Genomic DNA, 26,275 nt, shown 5'->3' with positions numbered 1-26,275 from the left:
GATCAGCAGCACCTGCTTCGCTGCAGTCATTCTGCTGGATATAACCGCCTGTTCCCCTTGGGGAGCGGGCGGTTTTGCTGTTTGCTGGTATGATGAAATGAAAAGGATGCCACATATGATGGGAGTAGGAAAGGCCGACAGGGGGGGCACGGAATGAAATGAAGAAAGAATACGTTATCGGCGTTGACATCGGCGGGACAAATGTGGCCGTGGGAATCACTGACCTCGAGGGAAATCTCCTGGCCTCCGCCTCGTTTCCGTCGCAGGGAAAAGACGGTGAACTGTTCGGTGAAATCCGGCAAACGGCGGATCGCCTGATGGTGGAGCATGGAATTCCGGAGGAAAAGATTCTCGGAGTCGGAGCGGGTGTTCCGGGCTTTACAGACCCGGAAAAAGGCCTGGTCACCGAAGCCCCGGCGCTCGGATGGAAGGACTTCCCGGTCGGGGAAAAGCTACGGGCAGTCTTCCCTTATCCTGTCGCTGTCGACAATGACGTCAATGTGGCCACACTCGGTGAGCAGTGGATCGGGCACGGACGCGGTAAGTCCGACTTTATCTATATTTCCCTTGGGACCGGCATCGGAAGCGGGGTCGTCGTGAACGGCAAGCTGCTCCGCGGCAGCCGGTTCAGCGCCGGGGAAATCGGATATATGGTGACCGACCGGCATGAGGCCCACTTTTTTGCTCCAACCATCAAAGGATACGGTTTTCTTGAAAGCGCGGCGGGCGGCGCGGCAATCGGTGACGCGCTGTCTGATGAACTGGGACGGAGAGTCACTGCCGAAGATGCCTTCCGGATGTACCGCAACGGGAATCAGGCTGCCATAGGCGTTGTCACTGGGGCTTTCAGCCATCTCGGAATCGCTGTTGCAAATGCTGCGTCATTGCTCGACCCGGAAGTCATCGTCATCGGCGGAGGACTGGCCAAAGCATCAGACATTATTCTTCCCGCCATTTCACGAACGGTGGACCATTATGCACCGAACCGCTGCGAGATTGTCCGGACGGCCCTTGGGGAAGAGTCTGGCGTCATCGGGGCAGCGGCATTATTACTCGGTAAGGCGGAAAGGGTTTAGGTCATCTGTCCAGTTGAACCATCCCGGCCGACATATGGATGTAAAAACGTCATTTGACGGGAGCATCTATATGAGAAAAGAGGAATTCATCAAGGCCGACGGAGCGGCGTTTCCGGGAAAAGTGTTTACGGATGCCCTGCTCCGTCCGTTATTCGATTATCAGCGAAGCCATCTTTTTGATGCCATGATGCAAATCCATGCCGCCCACACCCAGATGCTCGCCGAGCAAAAGATCCTGGCTGAATCGGAGGCGGGCAAGATTCTGAATGCCATCAGGGAAGTGTGGAAGATGGACCGGGCGGAACTCAAGTATTCCGCTGAGCATGAAGACCTGTTTTTCCTCGTGGAGTCGAAAATCGGCGAACTGATCGGGGAGGAGCTGGCGGGGAAGATGCATATCGCGAAAAGCCGGAACGACATGGGCGAAGCGATGTACCGGATCGTCCTCCGGAAGTACCTGGCCGAGACGGTCGAACAGGCGGAGGCATTGGCAGAAGCGCTGCTCGCCCAGGCGGAGGAGCATGTGGAGTCCGTCATGCCGGCGCACACGCACACACAGCCCGCGCAGCCGACGACGTTCGGGCATTACCTGGTCGCAGTCTACGACAACCTGATCCGGGACATCGAGCGGCTGAAGCGAGCCCGCCATACGGTGAACCAGTCGCCGATGGGCGCGGCCGCGATCACGACGACCGGCTTCCCGATCAGCCGGGAGCGGATGGTGGAACTGCTCGGGTTCGAGGGGATGATCGAGAACTCGTATGACGCGATCGGTACGGGGGATTACCTGATCGAAGCCGCCCAGAGCCTTGTCAGCCTCATGACGAACATGGGCCGCTGGATCCAGGAATTTCTCCGGATGGCGTCCAAGGAAGTCGGCCTGCTCCGGGTGTCCGATGCCTACGTGCAGATTTCGAGCATCATGCCGCAAAAGCGGAACCCGGTCTCGATGGAGCACTCCCGTGCACTCGCCTCGAGCGCTGCGGCGGAAGGTCTCGCTGTCATCCATATGATCCACAACACGCCGTACGGCGACATCAATGACACCGAGGATGACCTTCAGCCGCATCTGTATACCGGCATTGAAAAGGCGAACCGCGTGCTCCGGCTGATGCATGCCGTTGTGACCACGCTCACCTTCAACAAGGACCGTGCCCTCCGGCAGGCGAGGGAAAACATGATTACGATCACGGAGCTCGCGGACGTGCTTGCCAGGGACTACGGCGTTTCGTTCCGCCGCGCCCACCACAAGGCAAGCCTTATCGCCCGCGAAGCCGACCGCCAGGAAAAGGAACTGTACGAAATCCCTCTTGAAACGGTCAATGGCTGGCTCGGCGACGTCGAACTCACCGCAGAGGACTGGAACGCCATCGCCGACCCCGTTGCCTTCGTCGAACGCCGCCGCATCACCGGCGGACCGGCACCGGACGTCGTACGGGGAATGATTGCGAAGCGGAAACAGGAAAAGGATGCATGACAAAAGGGACGCGCGATGGCGTCCCTTTTTTGATGGGAGAAAAGCTTCCCGTATTGATGGATGGAAAGTGACGATTCCGGCCCTGCCGATCAATCACGGCAAATTGATCTGCCACGACACTCCGTACTTATCGTTCACCCAGCCAAATTTCCGGCTGAATCCGTGGTTGCCGAGCGCCATGAGTTCCATGCCGCCTTCTGCGAGCTTGCTGTACAGGTGATCGATTTCTTCTTCAGTCTCGACGTCCACGTAGATCGAGAACGACGGGGTGAAGTCGAACTGGTGGCGGATGCTGCTGTCGATGCACTTGAATTCGCGGCCGTTCAATGTGAACGTCGCGAGCATGACGGTGCCTTCGTCACCGCCCGGTACGTCCGGGCCGTAGCGGACGATGCTTGTGACCTCGGAATTCTTAAAGAGCGAGGTATAGAAGTTCATCGCTTCTTCCGCATTTTTGTCCTGGAACATAAGAAACGGAGTAATGTTGGTCATGTTTGAGACTCTCCTTTTATGGGCGCAGCTCGTGATATTGCTGTACCTGTAGTATGGTTTTCATCTTCGCGTTGACTGTCTGGATGATTTTGCCGAGGAAGAGGGCAGTGATCAGCGTCCCGAGCGCCACCGGCCCCCCGAGGAGGAAGGCGGTCGCCGCTCCGCTTCCTTCAATCAGCATCCTGGCAGAGCTGAGGCTCCAGCCGGTGCGGCCGCTGAGGGCAACCATCAGGCCATCAATCGGCGTTTTCGGGAATCCGGCCTCCATGTAGGCGCCGAGACCCGCACCGATCAGGAGAAGGCCCGCGGCAAAGCTTGTCCACTGAAGCAAGGGCGACGAGGCGAGGTCCGCTCCGCGGAGCACGCCGTACAGCCAGAAGTCGAGGAAAGCGCCGCGGATGATGATCGGCACCATCGACTCAAAGCGGAACCGAGTTTTCTCGATCAGGAACGTGAGGAGGGTGAAGAGAAGCTGGGAGAGAATCGACCAGAGGCCGACCGTCAGCCCGAGATGAAGGTTCAGCCCAACTGCGACCGCATCCCACGGTCCTGCCCCGACTGCGGACAAAATCACGAGCGCGATGCCGAGCGCCGCCACGAACAGCCCCGCCAGGTAAATGGTGATCCGTCCGGCCATCCCAGCCGCCCCCTCCCGAGTTAAATGAATTATTCAATTATAGCATGGTTCGGCAGACTGCAGAGTTGCCGCTGCGGTGAATGTTAAGCAAGCTCCCAACCTTACAAAATCGTCACCCACGCACCCCTGATTGTAACCAATATCGAACGACCGCAGTCTCCTCCGCGCGTTATGATAAACTCAACAAATCGGGCAGGGCCGTGAATCCTGCCGCCGGGAGGAATCATTATGGTGACAACAACCAACACGAAGCCGGGCCGCGCGGTGCTCCAGGCGCACCAGATCCGAAAATCGTTCGGCTCGAAGCTGAATTCAACCGAGGTGCTGAAAGGGATCAACCTGCAGGTGCGCGAAGGAGAATTTGTCGGCATCATGGGGCCGTCGGGCGCGGGCAAGACGACGCTGCTGAATGTGCTCGCGACAATCGACCGGCCGACATCGGGCACGATCACGATTGACGGAAATGAGACGTCGAAGATGAAGGACGCGCAGTTATCAACGTTCCGACGTGACAAGCTCGGCTTCATCTTCCAGGACTACAACCTGCTGGATACGCTCACGGTCAAGGAAAATATCCTGCTTCCGGCTTCCCTGGGCGGTCTGTCGAAAAAAGCGGCGGAGGAGCAGTTCAACGACATCGCGGGCATCCTTGGCATCAAGGAGCACGGCCATAAATACCCGCATGAGATCTCCGGCGGACAGAAGCAGCGGACGTCCGCCGCACGTGCACTCGTCAACCATCCGTCAATGGTGTTTGCCGACGAGCCGACGGGGGCGCTCGACTCCAAATCTGCTTCGGCACTTCTCGGGACACTGGAAGACGTCAACAAATCCCGCGGCGTGACGATCATGATGGTCACACACGATGCGGTCGCGTCCAGCTATTGCAGCCGCGTCATTTTCCTGAAGGACGGGGCGATGTACTCCGAGCTGTACCGGGGCGACAAGGCACGCCAGGCATTTTTCCAGGATATCCTGAACATGCAGGCCGTGCTCGGGGGTGACCGCGTTGACGCTCGTTGACCTCGTTCTCCGCAGCATGCGGAAAAACCTGAAGCATTATTATTTGTACTTTTTTGCGCTGATTTTCGGCGTCACGCTGTTTTTCATCTTCTCGACGCTCCAGCATGATTCGGCGGTCGTGGAACAGACCGACCTGTCGGCGAAGATGGCGTCCGGTTTCCAGGCGGCGACTGTCCTGCTGTTCGGGATCCTCATTATTTTCGTGACCTACGCGAACGACCTGTTCCTGAAGCGGCGCAGCCGCGAGATCGGACTTTATCAGCTAGTCGGCCTGACAAAAGGCGCAGTATCGCGCCTCCTGATCATCGAGAATATCCTTCTCGGCGCCGGCGCATTCATCGTCGGAATCGGAGCGGGGCTACTTGTCTCTCGGCTGTTCTTGCTTCTGCTCATGAAGCTCGTCGGTTATGAAGGGTTCGTCAATCTGTCGTTCAGCGGAGCAGCGTTTCTCCAGACGGCGGCCGTGTTCGCTGTGCTGATTGTCATCACGTCGTTCCGCATGTTCTGGAAGATCCGGCGCTCTCAGCTGATCGACCTGTTCAATGATGATCAGAAAGATGAACATCCGAAGCAGCCGAAGCCAATCCGGTCGGCACTTCTCGGTATCTTGGGCGTTGCCATGGTCGGCTTCGGCTACTGGTTCGCCAACTCCGAATACATGCTGAACATGTTCCTTTTCCTGAACATGCTGCTCGTCCTCGCCTTCGTCATTGCCGGTACGTACCTCGTGTTCCGTGTGACGATCGGCTGGCTGATGACCCTGGTCAGGAAACAGAAGAACGGACATATCGGCCTTGCGGGAGCACTCTCAACCGCGCCGCTTATGCACCGGATGAAGGCAAACGCGAAATCGCTCACCGTCATCACGACATTGTCCGCGATGACACTTGCCATGGCAGGATTTGCCTATTCGATGTATTACTCGACCGAGCAGGAAACGCGCGTAAGGGTTCCGCATGACTTTCTGATTGACGAAGTAGGAGAAGGCAATGAAGGGACTTCTGCGGAAACGGCCGAACAGTTTGCGGAAGACCTGGAGGCAGCGGGCATCGGGTATAACCGACAGTCCATCACTTACCTGGATCTGACCGCTTCTATGAGCGGGGATCATCTCCCCGAGCTCCTGAATTGGGAAGAAAACACGGTCACAACGCTCATCTTTAACACCCGGGAACTGAAAGCAGCCGGACTCGACATCGAGGAGCCTGCAGCGGGTGAAGCGATGATCCATGACTCCGGGATTTCCTGGCTGATGACCGATGATGTCTTTCCGTTTGAGGCTTCTGTCGCGGCGGGTGAGGGAACTGAGAAGCTGAATGTCACTTCCCTCGGTACACAGGAAGTGGCAAGCGGTTATGCGGGAGTCTATACCCAGCTGACCGTCAGCGGTGAGACCTATGACCAAATCAAGGCGGCTGCCCCGGCTGAGTCGCAGCGCCCGCTTGTCGCTTTTAATCTGGATGACAAGGATGACCTTGCAGAAGCTTCGGCTATCTTCAAAAACTACAGGGAAGAAATGACCCTCGATTTCTATTCTTCATACAAGGAATCATTGTCATACAACGGCATCACGATCTTCATTACCGGTTTCCTCGGCCTCGCATTCCTCGTCTCGACCGGAAGCATCCTGTACTTTAAGCAGATGAGTGAGGCCGAGCAGGAAAAGCGGAGCTACACGACCCTCCGGCAGCTCGGCTTCAAGACGGGTGAAATCATGAAAGGCATCCGGCGGAAACAGGCTTTCGTCTTTGGAATCCCGCTCCTGATGGGCCTTGTCCACTCGGTATTCGCGATCAAGTCCGTGTCGTTTATGTTCATGTCAACGGACATTACCCTGCCGGTGACCATCGCCATGATTGCGTACGGGCTGATCTACCTCGTGTTCGCCGTCCTCACCATCGGCTACTACCGAAAAACGGTGCACGCCGCACTATAAATGAAACGCCTTTTCCCGACGGGGAAAGGGCGTTTTCGACATTTCCCGGGAAATAAAGTCGGAAATTGTCCTGTTTTTGGTGTCTTTACACCTGTAAAGAAAGGCGGTATGATGAAGCCAATATCATCCGGGAGGCATGCATCATGGGAAAAGGAATGATTTTGGGGACGATGATTCACGGAGCGGGGGAGCGCCGGACTGATTGGAGGCACCCGGCGATTCCTTCCGATGCCAGTGTCAGTTTTGATTTCTACAAGCAGCAGGCACTCGTTTCGGAACGCGGGAAATTCGATTTTGTCTTTGTCGCGGATGCGATGTACATCACTCCGCAGTCCACTCCTCACTATCTGAACCGCTTTGAGCCGCTCACCATCCTCTCTGCGCTTGCGGCGGTCACTTCAAGAATCGGGCTCGTCGCCACGCTTTCGTCTACTTACAGCGAACCTTACGCCGCAGCCCGCCAGTTCGCATCGCTCGACTTGCTGAGCGGGGGCAGGGCCGGGTGGAATGCCGTCACGACTGGGCTCGGAGGTACCGCGCTCAACTTTGGCCACCGGCGGGACATGCACCCGGAGCATGGGATCCGCTACCGGATGGCTGCAGAATTCACGGAGGTCGTGCAGAAACTGTGGGATTCGTGGGAAGATGATGCGTTTGTCCGGGACAAGAAAAGCGGTGTCTTCTTCGAGCCGGAGAAGATGCACGAGGCAGACCATGACGGAGAGTTCTTCTCGGTGAAGGGGGCACTTAATATCGCCCGCTCGCCGCAGGGCCAGCCCGTCATCTTCCAGGCCGGCAAGTCGGAGGACGGACGCCGGTTTGCCGCAGACACCGCGGACGTCGTATTCGCGATCGACGGGGAACTTGAGGCAGCGCGTGAGTATTATGCGGACATGAAAAAACGGGCGGCCCGTGCCGGCCGGAATCCCGACGGGCTGCTCGTCATCCAGGGCATCAGCCCGATCGTCGCGGAGACGGAAGAAGAAGCATTCCGCATCCGTGAAGAACTGACCGCCACCGTCTCACTGGAGGAAGCGCTCGCCGACCTCGGCCGCCACTTTGACCACCATGACTTCACCCAATACGACCCGGATGCGCCATTTCCGGATCTGGGCGGTATGGGGGCGAACGGATTCCAGAGTGACACGGAGCGAATTATCCGGGGCGCCCGCCGCGATGGCCTCACTCTCAGGGAAGCCGCCATGCGGGAAGCCGCTCCGAAAACCCCGTTTATCGGCACACCGGAACAGGTTGCGGACCGGATCGAAGAATGGCACCGGACCAGAGCGGCGGACGGATTCATACTGATCGCCAACCTTCCCGTCCTCCTGGAGAACTTTGTGGACGGAGTCGTCCCGATCCTCAGGGAGCGCGGCCTGTTCCGGGAGGAGTATGGAGGCACGACATTGCGTGACCATCTCGGCCTGCCGTTCAGGGAAAACCGGCATGCACGGGTTGCGGAGGCAAGTCTCGTCTGAGGGATGGGGGGAGCTTGCTGTACTTTCACGCACGCTTAATGTATCTCGCAACCCCAAGCCCCAGAGTTGCCGCCGGCCGCCGATTTGCTATAATGAAACCAACCTCATACGAAAATGTCCCCTAGGGTTCCGCGGCGCCTGGCGCGCCGGACTGGTCCGAGAGGGGGCTCACGGCACTGTTGCCGTGCCACGGAAGGACAAAAGCCTGGGAGATGCTGTCGGATCAGCATGCTCCCGGGCTTTTTTGTTTGGACGCATGCTGAGCCGGCAGGATGAGGAAACCACAAGAGGAGGACAACCACATGAAAGACTGGTGGAAAATCATCGTCGCGGCCATTTTTGAAGTCGGCTGGGTGATCGGGCTCAAGCATGCAGACAGCGCACTGGACTGGGCCGGCACTGCGGTGGCCATTTACGTGAGCTTTTATCTGCTTATCGTCGCCGGGCGCACACTTCCAGTCGGCACCGCCTACGCAGTATTCGTCGGGCTTGGTGCGGCAGGAACGGTCATCGCTGAAATCATCCTGTTCGGTGTGCCGGTCAATCCGGCAAAACTGATTCTGATCGCCGTCCTGCTTGCGGGCGTCGTGGGCCTGAAGTTCGTAACGGATCAAGGAGGGGAAGAAAAATGGCATGGCTCTCACTGATCGCCGCCGGACTGTTTGAGACGGCCGGTGTCATGACCATCAACCGGCTGAACAAGGAACGGAACGTCCAATCGCTTCTTCTGCTGCTTGGTGCATTCGGGGCGAGCTTTATCCTGCTCGCCTACGCCATGGAATTTCTCCCGATGTCCACGGCCTATGCCATCTGGACCGGGATCGGCGCATCCGGCGGCGCACTTGCCGGCATGTTCCTTTACGGGGAATCAAGAGACTGGCGCCGGGTGCTCTGCATCCTCATCATTCTGGGGGCCGCGGTCGGCCTGAAGCTGGTGGAGTAAGCCTCCGTGCATCTATGTGCCCTAACATTAGTGTCATTTACCCTTAATATAAGGAGGGCGATTTCATCGCCCGGCATGAAAAAGCCGGCGAGCACACGCGATCAGTGTGTTCGGCGGCTTTTCTTCCGTTTCTTCTTTTTCTTCGGTCCGGTGAAAGAAAGATAGAGGGTGAGCAGGAGGCAGATAAGCAGGACGGCATGCAAACCGGTGTGCAGCGTGTTCGGCGTGATGCGGTTCATCTCGGGCAGGAAAGCATGTGTGTTTCCGAACATGATTCGGTAAGACTCGGCCTTTTCCTCCGCGCCGATCCCGAGTAAATACGGAATCCACCAGGCCATCAGCGCACCCGCAAAAATGAATCCCTGGTGGATGATAAGCCATAGCCTGGCCCAGACCGGGTAGCGCCTTCCGATAAACAGCCGGACAATGAAGATCAGCAGCACAATCTGGCCGGCATTGATCAGCATCGAAACCAGCAGATCTTTGAATGAATGCACCCGGGAAACCGCATCGACATCATTCAGTGTCCCCAGCGGTACCCAGTCCTGAAAAAGCATCAGTATAAGAATTGCGTACAGCCCCAACAGCAGGCCCCGCTCTGAAAGGCGGATTTTCCGCTTCATGGCCAGTCCCTCCTCTTGTATGAGTGTATGAACAGGGAAGGGGTGGCATGTACAATCCTATTATTCGGGGCAAAACAAAAAACGCCCGCACCATGCGGACGCTTGTTGTCAGAGCCCCGGCAGAATGCCGCTGAAGAGGCTCAGGATATAGACCATGGCAAGGGCGGTGAGTCCGGCGATAAAGCCGCCTAGAGACCAGGCCTGGATGGTCTGCGGAATGGTGAGTCCGCCGAATTTGTTGACGACCCAGAAGCCGGAATCGTTCGGAAGGGACAGGCCGACTGCACCCGCACAGATTGCGAGACCGAGAAGAATTGGCGAAGCACCGAGTTCCACAGCCATCGGCCCCATGATTGATGAAGTTGTGACAAGCGCGACTGTTGCAGAACCGAGCGACGCCCGGAGAATCTGGGCAAAGATAAATGCCAGGATGAGAACCGGGATGCTCCAGCTCTGCATCGTTGCGATCAGGTGATCACCGATGCCGCTTTGGTTGATGACCGCACCGAATGCGCCCCCGGCACCGGTGACGAGGATGATCATCCCCGCTGATTCGATCGCCTCGTCATAAAGGTTCTTGTAGGGAACACTGATGTATGGCTTCAGGACAATGATCGCGACGATGACACTGATAAAGAGCGCGACGTTCTTGTCCCCGACAAAGCCGAGAATGTTAGACAGCGTGGAACCTTCTTCAAGCCAGATCTGCGTAATTGTATTCAGGAGAATCAGGACGATCGGCAGGGCAAGCATGAAAAAGGACAGGCCGGTGGAAATTTCTTTTTTGTAAGCCGTGGCTGCTTCCTGAACCTCGGCATCTTCCGTGACCACGGTTCCGGGGATCCGCTTGCCGATGAACGTCCCATAAAGATATCCGCCGACAAGCGTTGCCGGAATGGCACAGATCAGACCGTATACGATGAACAGCCCAAGGTCGGAACCGGTGTTTTCCGCGACGACCATCGGGCCCGGCGTCGGAGCGATCATGCTGTGGGAGACGATCAGTCCGATGCCCAGAGAGGTAACGAATGTGACGATCGAGATGCCGGTCCGCCGTGACAGGCTCCTTACAAGACCACTCAGGATGACGAAAGCGGCGTCAAAGAAAACCGGAATCGAGACGGCGACACCAGTCAGCGACAGTCCGGCTGCCGAGCGCTTCACCCCGAACAGTCGGAGGACGGCAACGGCAATTTTTTCGATGGCCCCGGATGCGCCGAGGAACTGGCCGAAGATCACACCGAGTCCGATCAGGATACCGACGCCGACCAGCGTGTTCCCGAAGCCTCCCGCGACAACGCCCGGTATGTCCGCCAGCGGGAATCCGAGGGCAAGCGCGGCGGCGAACGCGACAGCGATCAGCGAGATGAACGGGTCAACTTTCAGTTTCAGGATCATGAAAAACAGGGCTGCAAGCGACAAGAGGAAGATGACAATGAGCAGATTGCCGGTGACCATATGGGTACCTTCTTTCTATTAGGACTCCAGCCGTGCGACGACTGTTTTTAGTGTATCGGCATCTCCGACGTTGCCGGGGAAGATGATATAAGGGATTTCCGGAAACACGCTTTCTTTGCCGGTTTTCCACACAGGGACGCCCGGTGCTGCCTGTCCCATGACCTCGGCTTTTTTGACGCCAAGTCCCTTCGTTCCCACATCGCTCGAAGTGATCCCGCCTTTTGCGATGACATACGAAGGCTGAGGGTCGCAGTTCCGGACGAACGTCGTCACTGCCTCCGAAATTTTCACGGACTGTGCCAGTTCCTCTTCCTGCCGCCCTTCGCCGAGGTCAAGCCGCTCGCGCGATGTGTAGACACAGATGGACGTTCCTTCCGCAATGCCGGCATTCACCGTGTCCTGGATACGTGCAATTTCTTCTTGGAATTGTTCCGCATCCGCGACCAGCTTCACTTGGAATTCGACAAACCGGATATTGCCCAGCGTCTTTAGCTGCTCCAGCTGTTCGGTCGTCTTCTTCACATGGGAGCCGACAATGATAAGGCCGCCGTGGCCGCGTGACTCTTCTGATACGAGCTCTTCTTTTGTCAGCACCGGCTTGGACGGCACATCGCCGATCACTTTCGTGAATGCGGCAGCCGTCCGGAAGATGAACCGCTTGCCTTGCTTCATCGCGCGGAGAAGGGCGATGGAGAACGCGCGAACGTCTTCTTCGTCCACTGCATTCACGACCATCTTGCCGAAATCTTTCAGGGACATCAGCTTATCCGTAACCGAATCCAGATCAAGCGAGCGGAGTTCATCAAGCGTGACGGACAGGACATCTTCAGCTTTAAATGCACCGGCCGTCTTTTCTTCCACATAGTCCTTCAGGTCACTGCTCGTGTACCCGAACATGCGGTCCTTCGCGAATTCGGTTTCTCCTGCAGGGACGTAGGTGTCACCGGACTTTACATAGTGCACATCGCCGATGGTCTCGCGGCCGCCTTCTTTAAAGAATGGGAGCAGAATCTCCCCGTCGATGGCTTCCGGCAGGTTTTGTTCCAGCGTGCTCCGGAGCGTTTCAGTTTCCAGCGGGTAATGCCCGCGAAGCGTGGAATCTCCCCGGCTGATGATCAGGAACGGTTTTCCCGTTTCCTTCGAGACGCGGGCAATCCGCTCCGCGATATCCTGGTGCACCTGCTTGGTCTGTTCCTCTGAAAACGCCCGGGAGTTCGTCAGGATAAACACCATCTGGCGCTCTTCACCGAACACGGCACGGATCGTGTTTTCCGACCAGTCGGTAAAGACCGGGATGTTGTGCACGGTCTGAACGCCGGTCGGGTCATCGTCCAGCACGATGATCTTATGGTCAAACGATGCCCGCTCCTCTTTCCAGAGCTGTTCAAGCTCCTGTCCGTATGCCGGCAGCTTTTCTGCGATCTCATTTGGTGTTGCCATTTTATTTCCCGCCTTTCGGCACTTCGTAGTTCGCAAGCTTTTCATAATACTGGATCAGTCCGGAGTGATCGTCCGTCGCATGCCCGTTCGCCTTGAGCGAATGGAACATCTCCAGCACCTGTGAAGTGAGAGGCATCGGCGTGCCGAGCTCGCGTGCTGCGTTATACACGTTCGTCAGATCCTTCATGTTGATGTCGATCCGGCCGCCCGGCTCGAAGTTGCGCTCCAGCACCATCGGGATCTTCGCATCGAGCACGGCGCTTCCCGCGAGCCCGCCCCTGATCGCTTCGTACATTTTTCCGATGTCGACGCCGGCCTTGGAGGCAAGGACGACCGCCTCGGACATTGCGGCAATCGTCACGTTCACAAGAATCTGGTTTGCAAGCTTGGTCGTGGAGCCGCTGCCGATACCGCCGACATGCGTCACTTCGGAGCCCATCGCTTCGAAAGTTGGGCGGACTTCCGCGAATGCCGACTCATCTCCGCCTGCCATGATGGCAAGCGTGCCGTCGATCGCCTTCGGCTCACCGCCGGATACAGGCGCATCGATAAAGCGGACGCCACGCTCCTTCAGACGTTCTGCACATTGCAAGGAATCTACGGGGGAGACGGAGCTCATGTCGACGACAATCGCGCCTTCACTTGCTGCATCCGCAACGCCGTTTTCGCCGAACAGGACATCCTTCACAATCGCCGCATTCGGAAGCATCGTGATGATGATGTCCGTGCCGGTTGCCGCTTCGCGTGGAGAAACGGCTGCCTCGGCACCTGCTTCCGTAAGAATCTTCCGTGCGTCTGTACTCAGGTCAAATGCCTTTACCTGAAAGCCTGCTTTAACAAGGTTCAATGCCATTGGGCGGCCCATAATGCCAAGCCCGATAAATCCGATTTTCATATGAGTATAACCTCCTGGAGGGAAATCAATGAATTATGAGTCATAATGACTCTTGTAGTGTACTATAAGTATTCAGTCATGTATACAAAATTACAGAAAGCGTATACAAGAAAATATTGTATGATAGAGATAGAAAAGAGACTAGGAAAGGGGGGCGACTGTTGATGAGAACCGGAGGTGCAGCACAGGCGCTTGCCTATGAAAAAATCCGTGAACAGATTGTCACCGGGAACTATCCGGGCGGGATGAAACTGATCGAAGAGCGCCTGGCGGAAGAGATTGGCGTGAGCCGTACTCCGGTCAGGGAAGCCATCCGGAGGCTTGAACAGGAAGGCCTTGTACGGCGCAAAAAAGTATTCAAACCCAGTGCCAAGGAATTGCGTGATCACTTTAAGATGCGCATCCTCATCGAAGCCCATGCGGCTCGGATGGCAGCTACCTACATGATCGATGATGATCTTGATGAACTGAAAGAAACAGTCGGGAAGGCAAAGGCCATCCGGGACGACTCCGCCGCTGTCGTCCGTGAGAATAAAAAGTTCCATGACCTCATCGTCCGGGAAACACGAAATCCGGTGATGATCGAGACCGTCGACCGCATGCAATCAATTATCTACCTGTTCAGCCGTGCGGTGGTCATCAATAAACGTCCGGGTCTCCTTGACGAACACGCTGCGATCTGTGAGGCGATTTCCGCACGAGATCCGGAAAAAGCGGCCCGCCTGATGGAAGAGCACCTGGAAGCGGACCTTGAATTCACACTGGCGATTGTCGACTGGGAAGAGTGACGCGTGATACGGAGATGAAACAGGCGGAATAAACGAACGGCCTTGCGGAGCGCCGCATGTCTGGTATAGTAGAAGCCGTGTGTGGCTGACACGTTTCTCTGATTTTCATAGCCTTTCGTCCTATTCAGGTTTAAAACACAATATGTTAGGCTATATGAGCGTTAACAACACAATATATTGTATTAACGATGGGTTGGTACCGATCGCGGTTTAATAGGGAATCCGGAAAATGCCGGAGCTGTCCCCGCAACTGTGAGCGCCGACGACCGCCGAGGAAGCCACTGCAGACATGCTGCGGGAAGGCCGGCGGAAGGAAGAAGCGCGAGCCAGTAGACCTGCCGCCCATCGACAAGCGACACTTTCTTCGGGGGTTGAGAGGTGGAAGCGAACGGGCGCCGGCCATTCATATCTTCTATTCATCTCTTCATTCATTCCCGGCCCCGATCCTCCATTACCCACACGCAAACAGCGGAAGCCCCGCCGAAGAATCGTTCTTCGGACGGGGCTTTTGCGCGTCTGAAGATAGATTTCGCACCGGCGCCGCGCCAGTTCGCGCCCGCAGCCCCGGATTTCGCATCCCCATAACAACTAAGGAGGAATATCCATGGTCACCACCAAACCGACAGATCAGCTCGACATCCTTTCCGCGCTTGAACAGGAATTCACTTCAGAAAAAATCGCCCCGCTCCGCCGTGCGGCAGAAGGCTACAGCGGCCCGTCCCTCTCTCAGCACCTCATCCGCGAGGCGCTCGGACGGGTGGATGAGTCGGAAACCTACTGGACGGATGTCGCGGCGCGCATTTTGCTCGCCCAACTGTACCGCGACCAGCAGGAGCGCCGCGAAACCGAGGACGCCTACGGAGACTTCGCTCGCCACGTCCGCACGCAGGCCGAGGCAGGTCTCTACACCTTGGCGCTCACCGAGCACTACTCTGAACGTGAGCTGCAGGAAATCGGCACATTCCTCGATCCGTCGCGCGACCGGCTGTTCACGTACACAGGGCTAAAGACGCTCACTGACCGCTATGTCGCAACCGATTTCAACAAAAAACAGGTCGAGCTGCCGCAGGAGCGCTGGCTCGTGATCGCAATGACGCTGATGAGAAATGAAACAGAAGACCGCCTCGGGAAAATCAAGGAAGCCTACTGGGCACTTTCGAACCTCTACATGACCGTCGCGACGCCGACGCTCGCGAATGCCGGGAAGCCGCACGGCCAGCTGTCGTCCTGCTTTATCGACACCGTCGACGATTCGCTCCAGGGCATCTACGATTCAAACACCGACATCGCGAATCTGTCCAAATACGGCGGCGGGATCGGTGTCTATATGGGGAAGGTCCGCTCCCGAGGGGCCGCGATCCGAGGCTTCAAGGGCGCGTCCTCCGGTGTGCTTCCATGGATCAAGCAGCTGAACAACACCGCCGTCTCCGTCGACCAGCTTGGCCAGCGCCAGGGGGCGGTCGCCGTCTACCTCGATGTCTGGCACAAGGATATCCTCACGTTCCTTGACCTCAAACTGAACAACGGTGACGAGCGCCTTCGTGCACACGACATCTTCACCGGCGTCTGCCTGCCGGACCTGTTCATGGAGCAGGTCGAGGCAAGAGGCGACTGGCATCTGTTCGACCCGCATGAAGTGCGTACCGTGATGGGCTGGTCGCTCGAGGACTTTTATGATGAATCGTTCGGGGCGGGCTCGTTCCGCGAGCGGTATGCCGACTGCGTCGCCCATCCGGATATCCATTCCGAAAAGGTGCCGGCGATCGACATCATGAAGCGCATCATGCGGAGTCAGCTCGAGACGGGCGTGCCGTTTATGTTTTACCGCGACGAAGTCAACCGGATGAACCCGAACAAGCATGAGGGCATCATCTACTCGTCCAACCTCTGCTCGGAAATCGCCCAGAACATGAGCGCGACGAGCGCTTCACAGGAAGTGCTGGAAGACGGTGTAATCGTCAGCCGCCGGACGCCGGGGGATTTCGTTGTCTGTAACCTGTCTTCGATCAACCTCGGCAAAGCCGTTCCGGCGGGTGTGCTCGGCAGGCTGATCGACATCCAGGTCCGCATGCTCGATAACGTCATTGACCTGAACCAGATCCCCGTCCTGCAGGCACAGGTGACGAACCGGCGCTACCGCGGCATCGGCCTCGGCACGTTCGGCTGGCACCACCTGCTCGCGCTGAACAGCATCCAGTGGGAGTCGGAGGAGGCTGTTGAATTCGCCGACAAGTTATATGAAGACATCGCCTATCATACGATCCGCGCATCAGCCAAACTGGCAGGGGAGAAAGGCGCGTATCCGCTGTTCTTCGGATCTGACTGGCAGACCGGAACCTACTTCGGACGCCGCGGGTATAAAGGCGAACGCTGGGACGCGCTCCGGGTAGAAGTGGAGAAAAGCGGCGTCCGCAACGGCTATATGATGGCCGTCGCCCCGAACTCCTCGACATCGGTCATCGCCGGTTCCACGGCGTCGATCGATCCGGTCTTCAGGCCGTTTTATCACGAGGAAAAGAAAGACTATAAACTCCCGGTCGTGGCCCCGGACCTTGATCACCGGACCTATGACGTCTACCGCCGCTCCGCCTACATCGTCGACCAGCGCTGGAGCGTCCGGCAAAACGCCGCCCGCCAGCGCCACATCGACCAGTCGATCTCGTTCAACCTGTACGTTCCGAACACTATCCGCGCCAGCGTCCTGCTCGACCTCCACCTGCAGGCATGGAAATCGGGCCTGAAGACGACCTACTATACACGTTCCACCGCAAGTGACGTGGAAGAATGCGAATGGTGCCAGTCTTGAGGACTGACATCCGAATGTGAAGCAAATATTCGCCATTCAGAGGAGGGAGGGACAGCCGATGAACATCCTGATCGCCTATGCCACCTACAGCGGCAACACGAAAGAAGCGGCGGAGCTGATCGCCGATTGCCTCGAGGAAGCGGGCCATGCCGTCGGCTTCCATTGGATCGGCGGGGAGCCTGTCCCCGATGTTTCCGGTTACGATGCGCTAATATTAGGCTCATTCACCTGGGCGGAGGGGAGCGTTCCGGAGGAGGTGAAGGACTTTATTCTGGATGTCGGCTACAAGCCGCCGAACACTTTCATTTTTGGCACCGGCGACACCCAGTTCGGGCTTTTCTGCAGGGCCGCAGTGAAACTGGCAAGATTTTATGAATCACCGCTGCCTCCGCTCAAGATTGAACAGAGCCCCCGCGGTGGGCAAGAGGAAGCCGTGCGGGAATGGACCCATCATGTCGTTGAGCGGTTGGTTTGCGGATCGGCAATTGCCGATTGAATGGAGTGTTTTTGCCAGTACCCGCTTGTTGACTCCGAGTGAACAAAATCAGTTTGTGAGTGCACAGAAATCCTGTCCGAGTGCCCACATTCAGACTGCAGCTGCCCAATCAGAAGCCTTAATGGAAGGATTACATTGCGAAGCGAGCGCTCGCTCGACCGTATTTTTTTTATCACCCTGACACCAGAAAGGAGCCACCATTCATGACGACACAATCCACCGGGCTGCTTACCCGCGTGAAGGTGCTGGACCCGGTCAATCCGAACCGGGCGACGGCGATCTTCGGCGGGGAGGCGAGCGGCATTTTAAACTGGAATGACCTGAAGTATCCGCATTTCTATAAGCTCCGCCAGCGGATCCGCTCCCTGTTCTGGACGGCCAACGAAGTCGACATGACGCAGGACGTAAAACAGTTTCCAAACCTCTCCCAGGCCGAACAGGAGGCATTCCTTAAAATCATAGGCCTGCTTGCGACGCTCGACGGCCCGCAGACGGACGTCGCCGCAAAGCTTGCCCACTACGTGACGGACCCTTCCGTCAAATCCCTTTTCGCAACGATCGCGGACCAGGAAAGCGAGCACAACCACAGCTATGCGTATGTCCTGAGTTCGGTCACGACGTTCGATAATCAGGTGAAGTCCTTTGAGACCGGACGGCATGATCCGGTCCTCCTGAAGAGGAACGAGCGGATCGCCGAAGTCTACAATGATTTCGCAACCCGTCCGACCACCGAAAACGCACTCAAGGCGATGGTGTACACAACGCTTCTGGAAGGTTTGTTCTTTTATTCCGGCTTTGCTTTCTTCTACAATCTCGCCCGCAACGGGAAGATGGTCGGCACGTCGACGATGATCAGCTACATCAACCGGGACGAGCTTGAACACGGAAAAGCGATGAGCGATGTGTTCCGTGCGGCGATGGGGGAGAACCCGGAGATGAACACGCATGAGTTCACCGATTGGATCTATGATGCGTACCGCCATTCGGTCGTGCAGGAGACGCTGTGGAGCCGCTATGTGCTGGACGGCGTGGACGGCATCGACCCTGAGGAGATGGAAGGGTACATTAAATATAGAGCTAATAAAATGTTGAGGATGCTCGGATTGTCAGAGATTTATCCGGAGCACACAGACAATCCGATGAAGTGGATCCGTGCTTATGTCGACAGTTTCGATGATACAAAAACGGACTTTTTCGAGCAGACCTCCAGGCAGTATACGAAGACAAGTGACCTGAACGGCTTTGATGACCTGTAATCCCTTTAAATCGAACCATTTTTCTACAGAAAAAATGCAATTTCCTCCTATAACTATGGACAATCCACATCATAAATTTGTTATAATTGCGTCAATGATAATTTGTTCAAGGGGGAGAACTGCATGGCGGCTAACGTGATCGAAGATAAAGAAGCCAAACCACAAAAAACATTTGAGGAAAGGCTCCGGGCGGTGAATGAAGTCCTTGAAAAGAAGCGGAAAAAGGGAGCGGTCGCCCGCGAATTCGGCGTCCACCCGAACACGCTGAAAAACTGGCTTGATGCCTACGAGGAATCCGGCGAGGAGGGCCTCATCCCGAAAAAGCGCGGCCGCCAGCCGAAATCCCCGGGCATCGACCCGAACCGCCGACTCCGCGAGCTGGAGCGCGAAGTGCGCCGTCTGCGTGAGGAAAACGATATCCTCAAGAAATTTACCTCGATGGTCGACATCAAAAAGACCGAGCGCTTCGATGCGATCCACGAGATGAAGGACGAGCACAAAGTGCGCCGGCTCTGCATGACGCTCGACGTGTCGGAAAGCGGTTATTACAACTACGTGAACCGGCCGGAAAACAAGCTGTCCGAGCGCGACCGCGAAGACATCGCCCTGATCCGCCACCTGATGGAGCAGGAAGATGTGCTTGATCCGGACTGGATCCTGCTTGAGCTGAGAAAGGCCGGACGCACGATCAACCGCCGCCGCCTTCTCCGCCTGCTCGACCAGATTGATGAGGTCGAGGTGCTGGAAATCGAAGAAGACGATTACTCCGAAGAAAAGGAAGCCGTCGGAGCTAAATAATCTCCAAACTGAACTGCCGGGATGCAATTTCCGGCGGTTTTTTACAGTGGGATATGAAAGGGGATGCGGGGAATGAAGAAGATTTTTATCACAAGGAAGCTGCCGGAGGAGGCCGTCTCAAGGCTGCGTGAAACGTTTGCAGTGGACATGTGGCCGAGCGAGGACGAGGTTCCTCCGAAAGAGGTGCTGGTCGAAAAGGCGAAGACGGCCCACGCGCTCTGGACGAATGTGGGGGACACCGTCGACAGGGATGTGATTCAGGCAGGCGAGACACTCCAAGTGATCGCAAATCTTGCCGTCGGCTACAATAATATCGACGTGGAAGCTGCGAAAGAAAGGGGCATCATCGTCACGAACACCCCGGGCGTCCTGACAGAAACCACTGCAGACCTGGCATTCACACTTATGCTCGCGGCCGCGAGGCAGACCGGGCAGGCGGAGCGGTTCCTCCGCGGGGGCAAGTGGACTTCCTGGTCGCCGATGGGCTTCACCGGCATGGACATCTTTGGCGCCACGCTCGGCATCGTCGGCATGGGCCGCATCGGCGAAGGTGTCGCCCGCCGCGCCTCCGGCTTTGACATGGACGTTCTCTACCACAACCGCACGCGAAAGACGGAGGCCGAGTCGATGTTCGGCTTCCGGTATGCTGTGCTGGACGACCTGCTGAAGCAGTCCGACTTTGTCGTGATCCTCACGCCGCTCACCGACGAAACCCGGGGCCTGATCGGCGAACGGGAGCTCGGTCTCATGAAGGAAACCGCCGTTCTCGTCAACGCTGCACGCGGCGGAATCGTCGATGAAGAAGCCCTTTATGAAGCCCTGAAAAACGGCAGCATCTGGGCCGCCGGGCTCGACGTGTTCGAAGGCGAACCGATCGGATCCGACCACAAGCTCCTCACCTTGCCGAACGTGACGGCACTCCCGCACATCGGCAGCGCCAGCGTCAAGACGCGCCTCGCCATGATGAGCATGAACTCGGAAGACATCGAAGCGGTGCTGTCGGGACGTGCACCTGAGAACCGGGTGGTGTGAGGATGAAGAAACTTCTGGTGGCAGGACTCGTCACCCTGGCAGGTGTGCTGCTCAAACCGCGCAGAGTGCGGTCGGAGAAGTTCAGGCACTGAAATCCGGCGAAACCTCTCCGGACCCAAGACCGTAATAGAGAGAAAGAGGAGGGGGCGCATGATTCAAACCAGACACAAGATCGGCATCCTTGCAGTCACCCTATTGATGGTGGCCGCGGTTCTGCTGGCTGCGCAACATTATTTTACCAAGCAGGAAATCAGTGCCTTGACCGATGGCTGCCTGGACAACGGCGGCACCGTCGAACTGACCATCCACAATACATTCACCAGCTCGTATGAATTCGGCTGCACGAGTGAGTAGCAATCAGCCGGACGGAAAAATAACGGTGCATAGCAAATACTATGGTAAGATAAACTCTCAACGGAATTCTGAAGAAATAATTTGTCTGATTTGGAAATATTACTATACTTTTTGTCGATTGTGCATTACAATAGTACTAGGAATCATGCTACTGGCCAGTCTCCTTAACCGGAGGCTGGCCTATTTTGTGTCTTAAAGAGAGAAACATGCAGAAGTCGTTGACGGTGGAGATGCGGCTCACCCTTTCCAAAATCGGGTATGATTAATGAAGACAATCAGAAAGCGGGGCGGTTACTGATGAAAGATTGCATCACACCTTACCTTACGTTTTACGGCCGGGCAAAGGAAGCGGCCGTGTTTTATGCGGACCTGTTCGGCATGGAGAATCTGGGCGTCCAGACATACGGGGAGTCTGACTTTCCGACCCCAGAGGGTGCCGAGGACTATGTCATCCACTGCCATTTGAAGCGGGGCAATTTCCAGCTGATGCTGGCTGATTCGACCGAGCCGGCACCGGAAGTCCCGCGCCGGGGCCTATCCCTGCTGATCGACTGCGAATCGGAAGAGGAGATCCGCCGGCTCTATGACGGTCTGCTTGTGGAAGGACGCCGGATCATGGAGCTTCAGGACACATTCTGGGGTGCCAGATACGCCAAGGTGGAAGACCGGTTCGGGTTCACTTGGGACCTGAATTATTCAAAAGATCCGGAGCAGGCGTTTGAGTGATGTTTGCCGTATCTGATGCGTCAAAAGAGGAGCTGGCTAAGCGTCTGCAGTCTGCAGGCCGCCCGTTCGTCCGCCTCCGGATGCGGGAAAGCTGCCTGCTGAGCCTGAAGCTGACACTTGTTGAGTCCGCGCAGCCCGGTGACCGGGAATTTTCTAAGGATGGCTTCTGTTTTCTTATTAATGAGGGAGAACTCCATTATTTTAAGGGGAAAACACTTGATTACCTCCCGGACCAAACAGGCTTCAGGCAATTCGAGATGATTGATTAAAGACGGGGACCTGCTTTCTGAAACAGAAGGCAGGTCCTTTTGAATTCCTATATTAAATTTTCATAATCTTCATTGACAACTGATTGGCTTTCCGTTTAGGATAAACATATCATCGATATTTACGAACGGCGTTCGACAATGCCGAACGGAAGGAAGGCTGGTAGTGACCGTCAAAGTTATTCAATCGGTGGACCGGGCGATCGATATCCTGGAACTGTTCATGGCATCCAAGCCTGAGCTGAGCATCAAGGAGATCAGCGAAAAGCTGGCCTTATCGAAGAGCACCGTCCACGGAATCATCAAGACACTGGAACATCGCGGGTACCTCCAGCAGGACCCGGAAAGCCTGAAATACCGGCTGGGCATCAAACTGTTCGAACTGGGGAATGCCGTCGGCAACAGCATGGACATCCGGAAAATCGCCTCACCACTGATCAGGAGACTCGTGGAAGAGCTCCATGAAACCGTCCACCTTGCCGTCATGGAACGGGAAGAAGTGGTCTATGTGGAAAAGCTGGAAGGGCCGAGGACATTGACGATTTACTCGCACGTCGGCAAGCGGGCGCCGGTCCATTGCACAGGTGTGGGTAAGGCGATCCTCGCTTATCAGAGTGACGAGCAGATTGATAGAATGCTCGCTTCCGATCACCTGGTCGCCCATACGGAGCACACAATGACTGATGCAACTGCAATCAGGGAACACCTGAAAACCATCAGGGACAACGGCTATGCCGTCGATGACGAGGAAATCGAGCTCGGCCTCAAATGTGTCGCTGCGCCGATCTTTGACCATCAGGGGAATGTAACCGCTTCAATCAGCTGCTCCGCCCCAAAGGTGAGAGTGGACGATCATAGCTTTGCAGAGATGATCGGGAAAATCACGGCCGCGGCATCCGAAATATCGGCCGCACTGGGCTACCGCAATCCGCAGCCGGTCAATCTTTGAAAATACGATGGGTAGGGGGAGATTCATGTGTCAAAAGTAAAAGTGGCAATTCTCGGTTCGGGGAACATCGGGACCGACCTGATGATCAAATTGGGACGCTCGGACGTGCTGGAACTCACAACGGTAATCGGGATCGATCCGGATTCCGACGGCCTGCGCCGGGCACGCGAACTCGGATATACGGCGATCGACAGCGGCGTGGATGGATTCCTGGAGCAGCCGGAACTCGCAGATATCGTGTTCGATGCGACATCCGCTAAAGCACATCTGTACAATTCAAAGGAGCTTCAGGAAGCGGGCAAGAAAGTGATCGACATGACGCCGGCTGCGATCGGGCCGTATGTGTGCGCAGCCGTCAACATGGACGAGCACCTGGACAAGGACAACATCAACCTCATCACATGCGGCGGCCAGGCGACCATCCCGATGGTCCACGCAGTCAACCGGGTCGCACCGGTCGAATACGCCGAAATCGTAGCAACAATTTCGAGCCGGAGCGCAGGCCCGGGAACACGGGCCAATATCGATGAATTCACGGAAACAACTTCCCGCGCAATCGAAAAAGTCGGCGGTGCCAAAAAAGGCAAGGCGATCATTATCCTGAACCCGGCGGAACCGCCGATCCTCATGCGGGATACGATCTACACGCTCGTTGAGGAAGGGAAGATGGATGAAGAGGCCATCCGAAAGTCCATCCAGGACATGACGGAAGTCGTCAAGTCCTATGTGCCGGGCTACCGTCTCCGCACGGAACCGTTCTTTGACGGCAACCTGGTCACGATCTTCGTTGAAGTGGAAGGCGCAGGGGATTACCTGCCGAAGTACGCGGGGAACCTCGATATCATGACAGCCGCAGGCGTCAAAGTCGCAGAAGAATTCGCCAAGAACGTACTGGCGAAACAAACGGTTTAAGGGGGAACGGACCATGACAAAACAAAGAGACATTCTATTGACCGAAGTCGCCCTGCGGGACGGCAGCCACGCCATCTCCCACCAGTTCACGGTCGACCAGGTCCTTGACGTAACAAAAGCACTGAACGACGCCAACGTTCCATACATCGAAGTATCGCACGGAGATGGCCTCGCCGGTTCGTCCGTGCAGTATGGCCTGTCCAAAACCAATGAAATGGAACTGATCGAGGCGGCGGCGTCCGTCGCGGACAAGTCCAAGATTGCGGTGCTTCTCCTGCCGGGCATCGGCACGCTCCACGAACTCAAGGAAGCGGCCAATCTCGGCGCAAAGATGGCCCGGATCGCCACGCACGTCACCGAAGCGGACGTGTCCCCGCAGCACATCGCCTACGCCAAAGAGCTCGGCATGGAAACGGTCGGCTTCCTCATGATGGCCCATATGGCACCGGTCGAAAAACTGGTCGAGCAGGCCAAGCTCATGGAAAGCTACGGTGCAGACACGGTCTATGTGGTGGACTCTGCCGGCTACCTGCTTCCGGACCAGGTCCGAGAGCGGATCCGTGCGCTGAAGCAGTCGATCGGTGTCAACGTCGGCTTCCACGCCCACAACAACCTGTCACTCGCCATGGCGAACACGCTTGCCGCCATCGAGGAAGGCGCGACGCGCATCGACGGAAGTGTCCGCTGCCTCGGTGCCGGTGCGGGCAATACCCAGACGGAAGTCCTCGTTGCCGTCCTGGAGCGGATGGGCATCGAAACAGGCGTCGACCTGTACAAAATGATGGACCTGGCAGAAGACATCGTCGCCCCGATCCTCCAGTCGCCTCAGGAAATCACGAAAGACAGCCTGACCCTCGGCTATGCGGGCGTCTACTCCAGCTTCGCGCTCCACGCCAAGCGCGCCGCCAAGAAGTTTGACATTGATTCCCGGGACATCCTGATCGAACTCGGAAAGCGCAAAGTCGTCGGCGGCCAGGAAGACATGATTGTCGACGTGGCTGCTGAAATTGCTGCGAAAAAAGAGAAAGTGCTTAGCTAAAGAGAGAGATTGGAACCCGCTGACTTCCCTGATGGAGGTAGCGGGTTTTTGGTGTGTGGGACTGAATGATGAAATCACAAGTGGTGAATGACGAGACTGGGGCCGTTAATGACAAAACTTCGACCTCGAATGACGAGATTAAGTCCCCGAATGATGAAACCGTTATGTAAATAGGTGCCAAATGTGGCTTACTTAACTCGAGGAAATTCAATTTTGGGGCACAGGGCTAATACAAATTTCAAAAATGTCATCGGGATCTGCTCCCATTCGCAATACCAACACACTGTGTATCACGCTTTCTCAAGGCATGATATGGTTTCACAAAGGAGGGAGTGCTTTGGGGGAGCGGCCATATCCGTTGGACTTATTGCAGTTGGAAAGCATGCTTCGCAGGCTGCATCGGAACCACCCGGAAAGGGATTGGATTGCCGATCGGCTGAAAAAAGTGGAAGCGGGATTTAGCGGGGAACAGAAAGTCGAACAATACATGAAAAGCCTGCGACTGCCAGGCAACTGGTGGATCCTTCGGGATATCCGGCTCAGAATCAATGAAGCCCATGTGGCGCAGTTTGACACCTTGCTGGTGACAGACAATGGGATTGTCATCATCGAGGCAAAGATGATCAAGGGGACGCTTCACTATCTTGAGAACCCCCGTAGGCTGGAACGCACCGAAGAAGACGGTTCGGTTCTCACGTTTGATTGTCCGATTATGCAACTTGAAAATCAGAAGGAGGGCCTCACCGATTGGCTTCGCCAAAGAGGCTTCTCGAAAAAGATTAGTGGAGTGGTGGCATTCGCCGCGCGCAACACATGGATTGGACTGCCGGAGGACGCACCTTTCGTATCTGTAAAGGAATTGCCCTATATCCTGAGGCGTAAAATTGCGTTAGCAGCCGATCCCGGCGGCACACCGGCAAACATGGTTGTCAGCCGGATTCTTGCAGAAGAGCTTGGGCCGGAACGGATACAGATTGAACAACACTATGGCATCTATCCGCACGAGTTCAAAAGAGGTCTCTTATGCGAAAAGTGTGATGGTCAATTGAGATGGATGACAAGAAGAAAGCTGGAATGTCCCACCTGTGGCGTTCCAGCGGGTAATCCGTACCAACAATCCCTGCTCGACTACTTTTTGCTGATCAACCCGGTCATCACCACACGGGCATTCTGCGAGTTCACCGGAATACCTTCTATATCTACCGGACTCCGCCACTTGAATAGCGTTGAGCTGGACGTACTTGGCAGTACCAATAAGCGGGCATTCAGATTTGATCCCATGAGGCACTTGAAAGGAAAAACACTGATTCAGAAACGATAGCCGGCGATGATTTCGTCATTCATCTTGTTAATCTCGTCATTCACACGTCCAATC

26 protein-coding genes and 2 riboswitches are annotated in these 26,275 nt (G+C 56.2%); of the genes, 20 read left to right on the top strand and 6 right to left on the bottom strand.

The window, feature by feature from the left end; all coding sequences use genetic code 11:
- The first annotated feature begins 158 nt into the window (after positions 1–158).
- Together C772_RS08715 and argH are read left to right on the top strand one after the other, a co-directional pair.
- Entirely contained in the window at positions 159–1,076 is a 918-nt protein-coding gene (locus C772_RS08715) for an ROK family protein (RefSeq protein WP_008299206.1), read from the top strand.
- Between the two features lie 70 nt (positions 1,077–1,146).
- The gene (gene argH, locus C772_RS08710; RefSeq protein ID WP_008299202.1) at positions 1,147–2,553 is read left to right on the top strand and encodes an argininosuccinate lyase; all 1,407 of its coding nucleotides are present in this window, start codon (positions 1,147–1,149) and stop codon (positions 2,551–2,553) included.
- 93 nt (positions 2,554–2,646) lie between these two features.
- On the opposite strand, the gene C772_RS08705 is transcribed toward argH, so the two are convergent.
- Positions 2,647–3,045 carry a VOC family protein gene (locus C772_RS08705; RefSeq protein WP_008299201.1) on the bottom strand — a complete coding sequence of 133 codons (399 nt, stop codon included), beginning with the start codon at positions 3,043–3,045 and terminating at the stop codon, positions 2,647–2,649.
- 16 nt (positions 3,046–3,061) lie between these two features.
- Positions 3,062–3,682: a YczE/YyaS/YitT family protein gene (locus C772_RS08700; RefSeq protein ID WP_008299199.1), complete on the bottom strand. Its 621-nt coding sequence runs from the start codon at positions 3,680–3,682 to the stop codon at positions 3,062–3,064.
- Positions 3,683–3,910: 228 nt separating this feature from the next.
- Between C772_RS08700 and C772_RS08695 the strand changes: the two genes are divergently transcribed.
- The 5 genes from C772_RS08695 (at position 3,911) to C772_RS08675 (ending at position 9,062) form a co-directional block, all read left to right on the top strand.
- The gene (locus tag C772_RS08695; protein WP_008299198.1) at positions 3,911–4,705 is read left to right on the top strand and encodes an ABC transporter ATP-binding protein; all 795 of its coding nucleotides are present in this window, start codon (positions 3,911–3,913) and stop codon (positions 4,703–4,705) included.
- Positions 4,683–6,641 (top strand): ABC transporter permease, encoded by a 1,959-nt coding sequence (locus tag C772_RS08690; RefSeq protein ID WP_235046397.1) that lies wholly within the window; start codon positions 4,683–4,685, stop codon positions 6,639–6,641. Before C772_RS08695 ends, C772_RS08690 begins: the two co-directional genes overlap by 23 nt.
- A 143-nt stretch (positions 6,642–6,784) precedes the next feature.
- Positions 6,785–8,119 (top strand): LLM class flavin-dependent oxidoreductase, encoded by a 1,335-nt coding sequence (locus C772_RS08685; RefSeq protein ID WP_008299196.1) that lies wholly within the window; start codon positions 6,785–6,787, stop codon positions 8,117–8,119.
- Between the two features lie 110 nt (positions 8,120–8,229).
- Positions 8,230–8,333, top strand: a riboswitch (guanidine-I (ykkC/yxkD leader).
- A gap of 88 nt (positions 8,334–8,421) precedes the next feature.
- Complete coding sequence (locus tag C772_RS08680) at positions 8,422–8,766, top strand: DMT family transporter (protein WP_008299195.1); 345 nt, start codon at positions 8,422–8,424, stop codon at positions 8,764–8,766.
- Positions 8,748–9,062 (top strand): DMT family transporter, encoded by a 315-nt coding sequence (locus C772_RS08675; RefSeq protein ID WP_008299194.1) that lies wholly within the window; start codon positions 8,748–8,750, stop codon positions 9,060–9,062. The genes C772_RS08680 and C772_RS08675 overlap by 19 nt, the downstream gene beginning before the upstream one ends.
- 101 nt (positions 9,063–9,163) lie before the next feature.
- Here the strand turns inward: C772_RS08675 and C772_RS08670 are convergent, their stop codons facing one another.
- The 4 genes from C772_RS08670 to garR all read right to left on the bottom strand — a co-directional run bounded on the left by C772_RS08670 (position 9,164) and on the right by garR (position 13,478).
- Positions 9,164–9,685, bottom strand: a complete 522-nt coding sequence (locus tag C772_RS08670; protein WP_008299192.1) for a hypothetical protein — start codon at positions 9,683–9,685, stop codon at positions 9,164–9,166.
- Positions 9,686–9,793: 108 nt separating this feature from the next.
- Positions 9,794–11,143 carry a GntP family permease gene (locus C772_RS08665; protein ID WP_008299190.1) on the bottom strand — a complete coding sequence of 450 codons (1,350 nt, stop codon included), beginning with the start codon at positions 11,141–11,143 and terminating at the stop codon, positions 9,794–9,796.
- A gap of 18 nt (positions 11,144–11,161) precedes the next feature.
- Positions 11,162–12,583 (bottom strand): four-carbon acid sugar kinase family protein, encoded by a 1,422-nt coding sequence (locus C772_RS08660; RefSeq protein ID WP_008299187.1) that lies wholly within the window; start codon positions 12,581–12,583, stop codon positions 11,162–11,164.
- 1 nt (position 12,584) lies between these two features.
- Entirely contained in the window at positions 12,585–13,478 is an 894-nt protein-coding gene (garR, locus tag C772_RS08655) for a 2-hydroxy-3-oxopropionate reductase (RefSeq protein WP_008299186.1), read from the bottom strand.
- 164 nt (positions 13,479–13,642) lie between these two features.
- Here garR and C772_RS08650 point away from each other — a divergent pair, with 164 nt between their 5' ends.
- The 13 genes from C772_RS08650 to C772_RS08590 all read left to right on the top strand — a co-directional run bounded on the left by C772_RS08650 (position 13,643) and on the right by C772_RS08590 (position 26,221).
- Positions 13,643–14,266 carry a GntR family transcriptional regulator gene (locus C772_RS08650; RefSeq protein WP_008299183.1) on the top strand — a complete coding sequence of 208 codons (624 nt, stop codon included), beginning with the start codon at positions 13,643–13,645 and terminating at the stop codon, positions 14,264–14,266.
- Between the two features lie 176 nt (positions 14,267–14,442).
- Positions 14,443–14,623, top strand: a riboswitch (cobalamin riboswitch).
- Positions 14,624–14,870: 247 nt separating this feature from the next.
- Positions 14,871–17,072, top strand: a complete 2,202-nt coding sequence (locus C772_RS08645) for a ribonucleoside-diphosphate reductase subunit alpha (RefSeq protein ID WP_008299182.1) — start codon at positions 14,871–14,873, stop codon at positions 17,070–17,072.
- 58 nt (positions 17,073–17,130) lie between these two features.
- On the top strand, positions 17,131–17,568 hold the full coding sequence (locus C772_RS08640; protein WP_008299179.1) for a flavodoxin: 438 nt from the start codon (positions 17,131–17,133) through the stop codon (positions 17,566–17,568).
- 203 nt (positions 17,569–17,771) lie between these two features.
- Positions 17,772–18,824: a ribonucleotide-diphosphate reductase subunit beta gene (locus tag C772_RS08635; RefSeq protein WP_008299177.1), complete on the top strand. Its 1,053-nt coding sequence runs from the start codon at positions 17,772–17,774 to the stop codon at positions 18,822–18,824.
- 123 nt (positions 18,825–18,947) lie between these two features.
- Positions 18,948–19,622, top strand: a complete 675-nt coding sequence (locus C772_RS16110) for a transposase (protein WP_008299175.1) — start codon at positions 18,948–18,950, stop codon at positions 19,620–19,622.
- 72 nt (positions 19,623–19,694) lie between these two features.
- Positions 19,695–20,654, top strand: coding sequence for a 2-hydroxyacid dehydrogenase (locus C772_RS08625; protein WP_008299174.1), 960 nt, complete (start codon positions 19,695–19,697; stop codon positions 20,652–20,654).
- Between the two features lie 150 nt (positions 20,655–20,804).
- On the top strand, positions 20,805–21,008 hold the full coding sequence (locus C772_RS08620; RefSeq protein WP_008299172.1) for a hypothetical protein: 204 nt from the start codon (positions 20,805–20,807) through the stop codon (positions 21,006–21,008).
- Positions 21,009–21,305: 297 nt separating this feature from the next.
- Positions 21,306–21,734, top strand: a complete 429-nt coding sequence (locus tag C772_RS08615; protein ID WP_008299170.1) for a VOC family protein — start codon at positions 21,306–21,308, stop codon at positions 21,732–21,734.
- Entirely contained in the window at positions 21,734–22,003 is a 270-nt protein-coding gene (locus C772_RS08610; protein ID WP_008299168.1) for an iron-sulfur cluster biosynthesis family protein, read from the top strand. The genes C772_RS08615 and C772_RS08610 overlap by 1 nt, the downstream gene beginning before the upstream one ends.
- A 163-nt stretch (positions 22,004–22,166) precedes the next feature.
- Entirely contained in the window at positions 22,167–22,949 is a 783-nt protein-coding gene (locus C772_RS08605) for an IclR family transcriptional regulator (RefSeq protein WP_008299166.1), read from the top strand.
- Between the two features lie 27 nt (positions 22,950–22,976).
- Positions 22,977–23,861, top strand: coding sequence for an acetaldehyde dehydrogenase (acetylating) (locus C772_RS08600; protein WP_008299164.1), 885 nt, complete (start codon positions 22,977–22,979; stop codon positions 23,859–23,861).
- Between the two features lie 13 nt (positions 23,862–23,874).
- Positions 23,875–24,900, top strand: coding sequence for a 4-hydroxy-2-oxovalerate aldolase (gene dmpG, locus C772_RS08595; RefSeq protein ID WP_008299163.1), 1,026 nt, complete (start codon positions 23,875–23,877; stop codon positions 24,898–24,900).
- Between the two features lie 337 nt (positions 24,901–25,237).
- Positions 25,238–26,221, top strand: coding sequence for a nuclease-related domain-containing protein (locus tag C772_RS08590; RefSeq protein WP_008299159.1), 984 nt, complete (start codon positions 25,238–25,240; stop codon positions 26,219–26,221).
- Positions 26,222–26,275: the final 54 nt, after the last annotated feature.

Origin of the sequence: Bhargavaea cecembensis DSE10, from assembly GCF_000348905.1 — a bacterium.
Taxonomy (GTDB): domain Bacteria; phylum Bacillota; class Bacilli; order Bacillales_A; family Planococcaceae; genus Bhargavaea; species Bhargavaea cecembensis.
The sequence above is the reverse complement of the archived record's forward strand: the minus strand, read 5'-3'. Positions and strand labels throughout refer to the sequence as shown.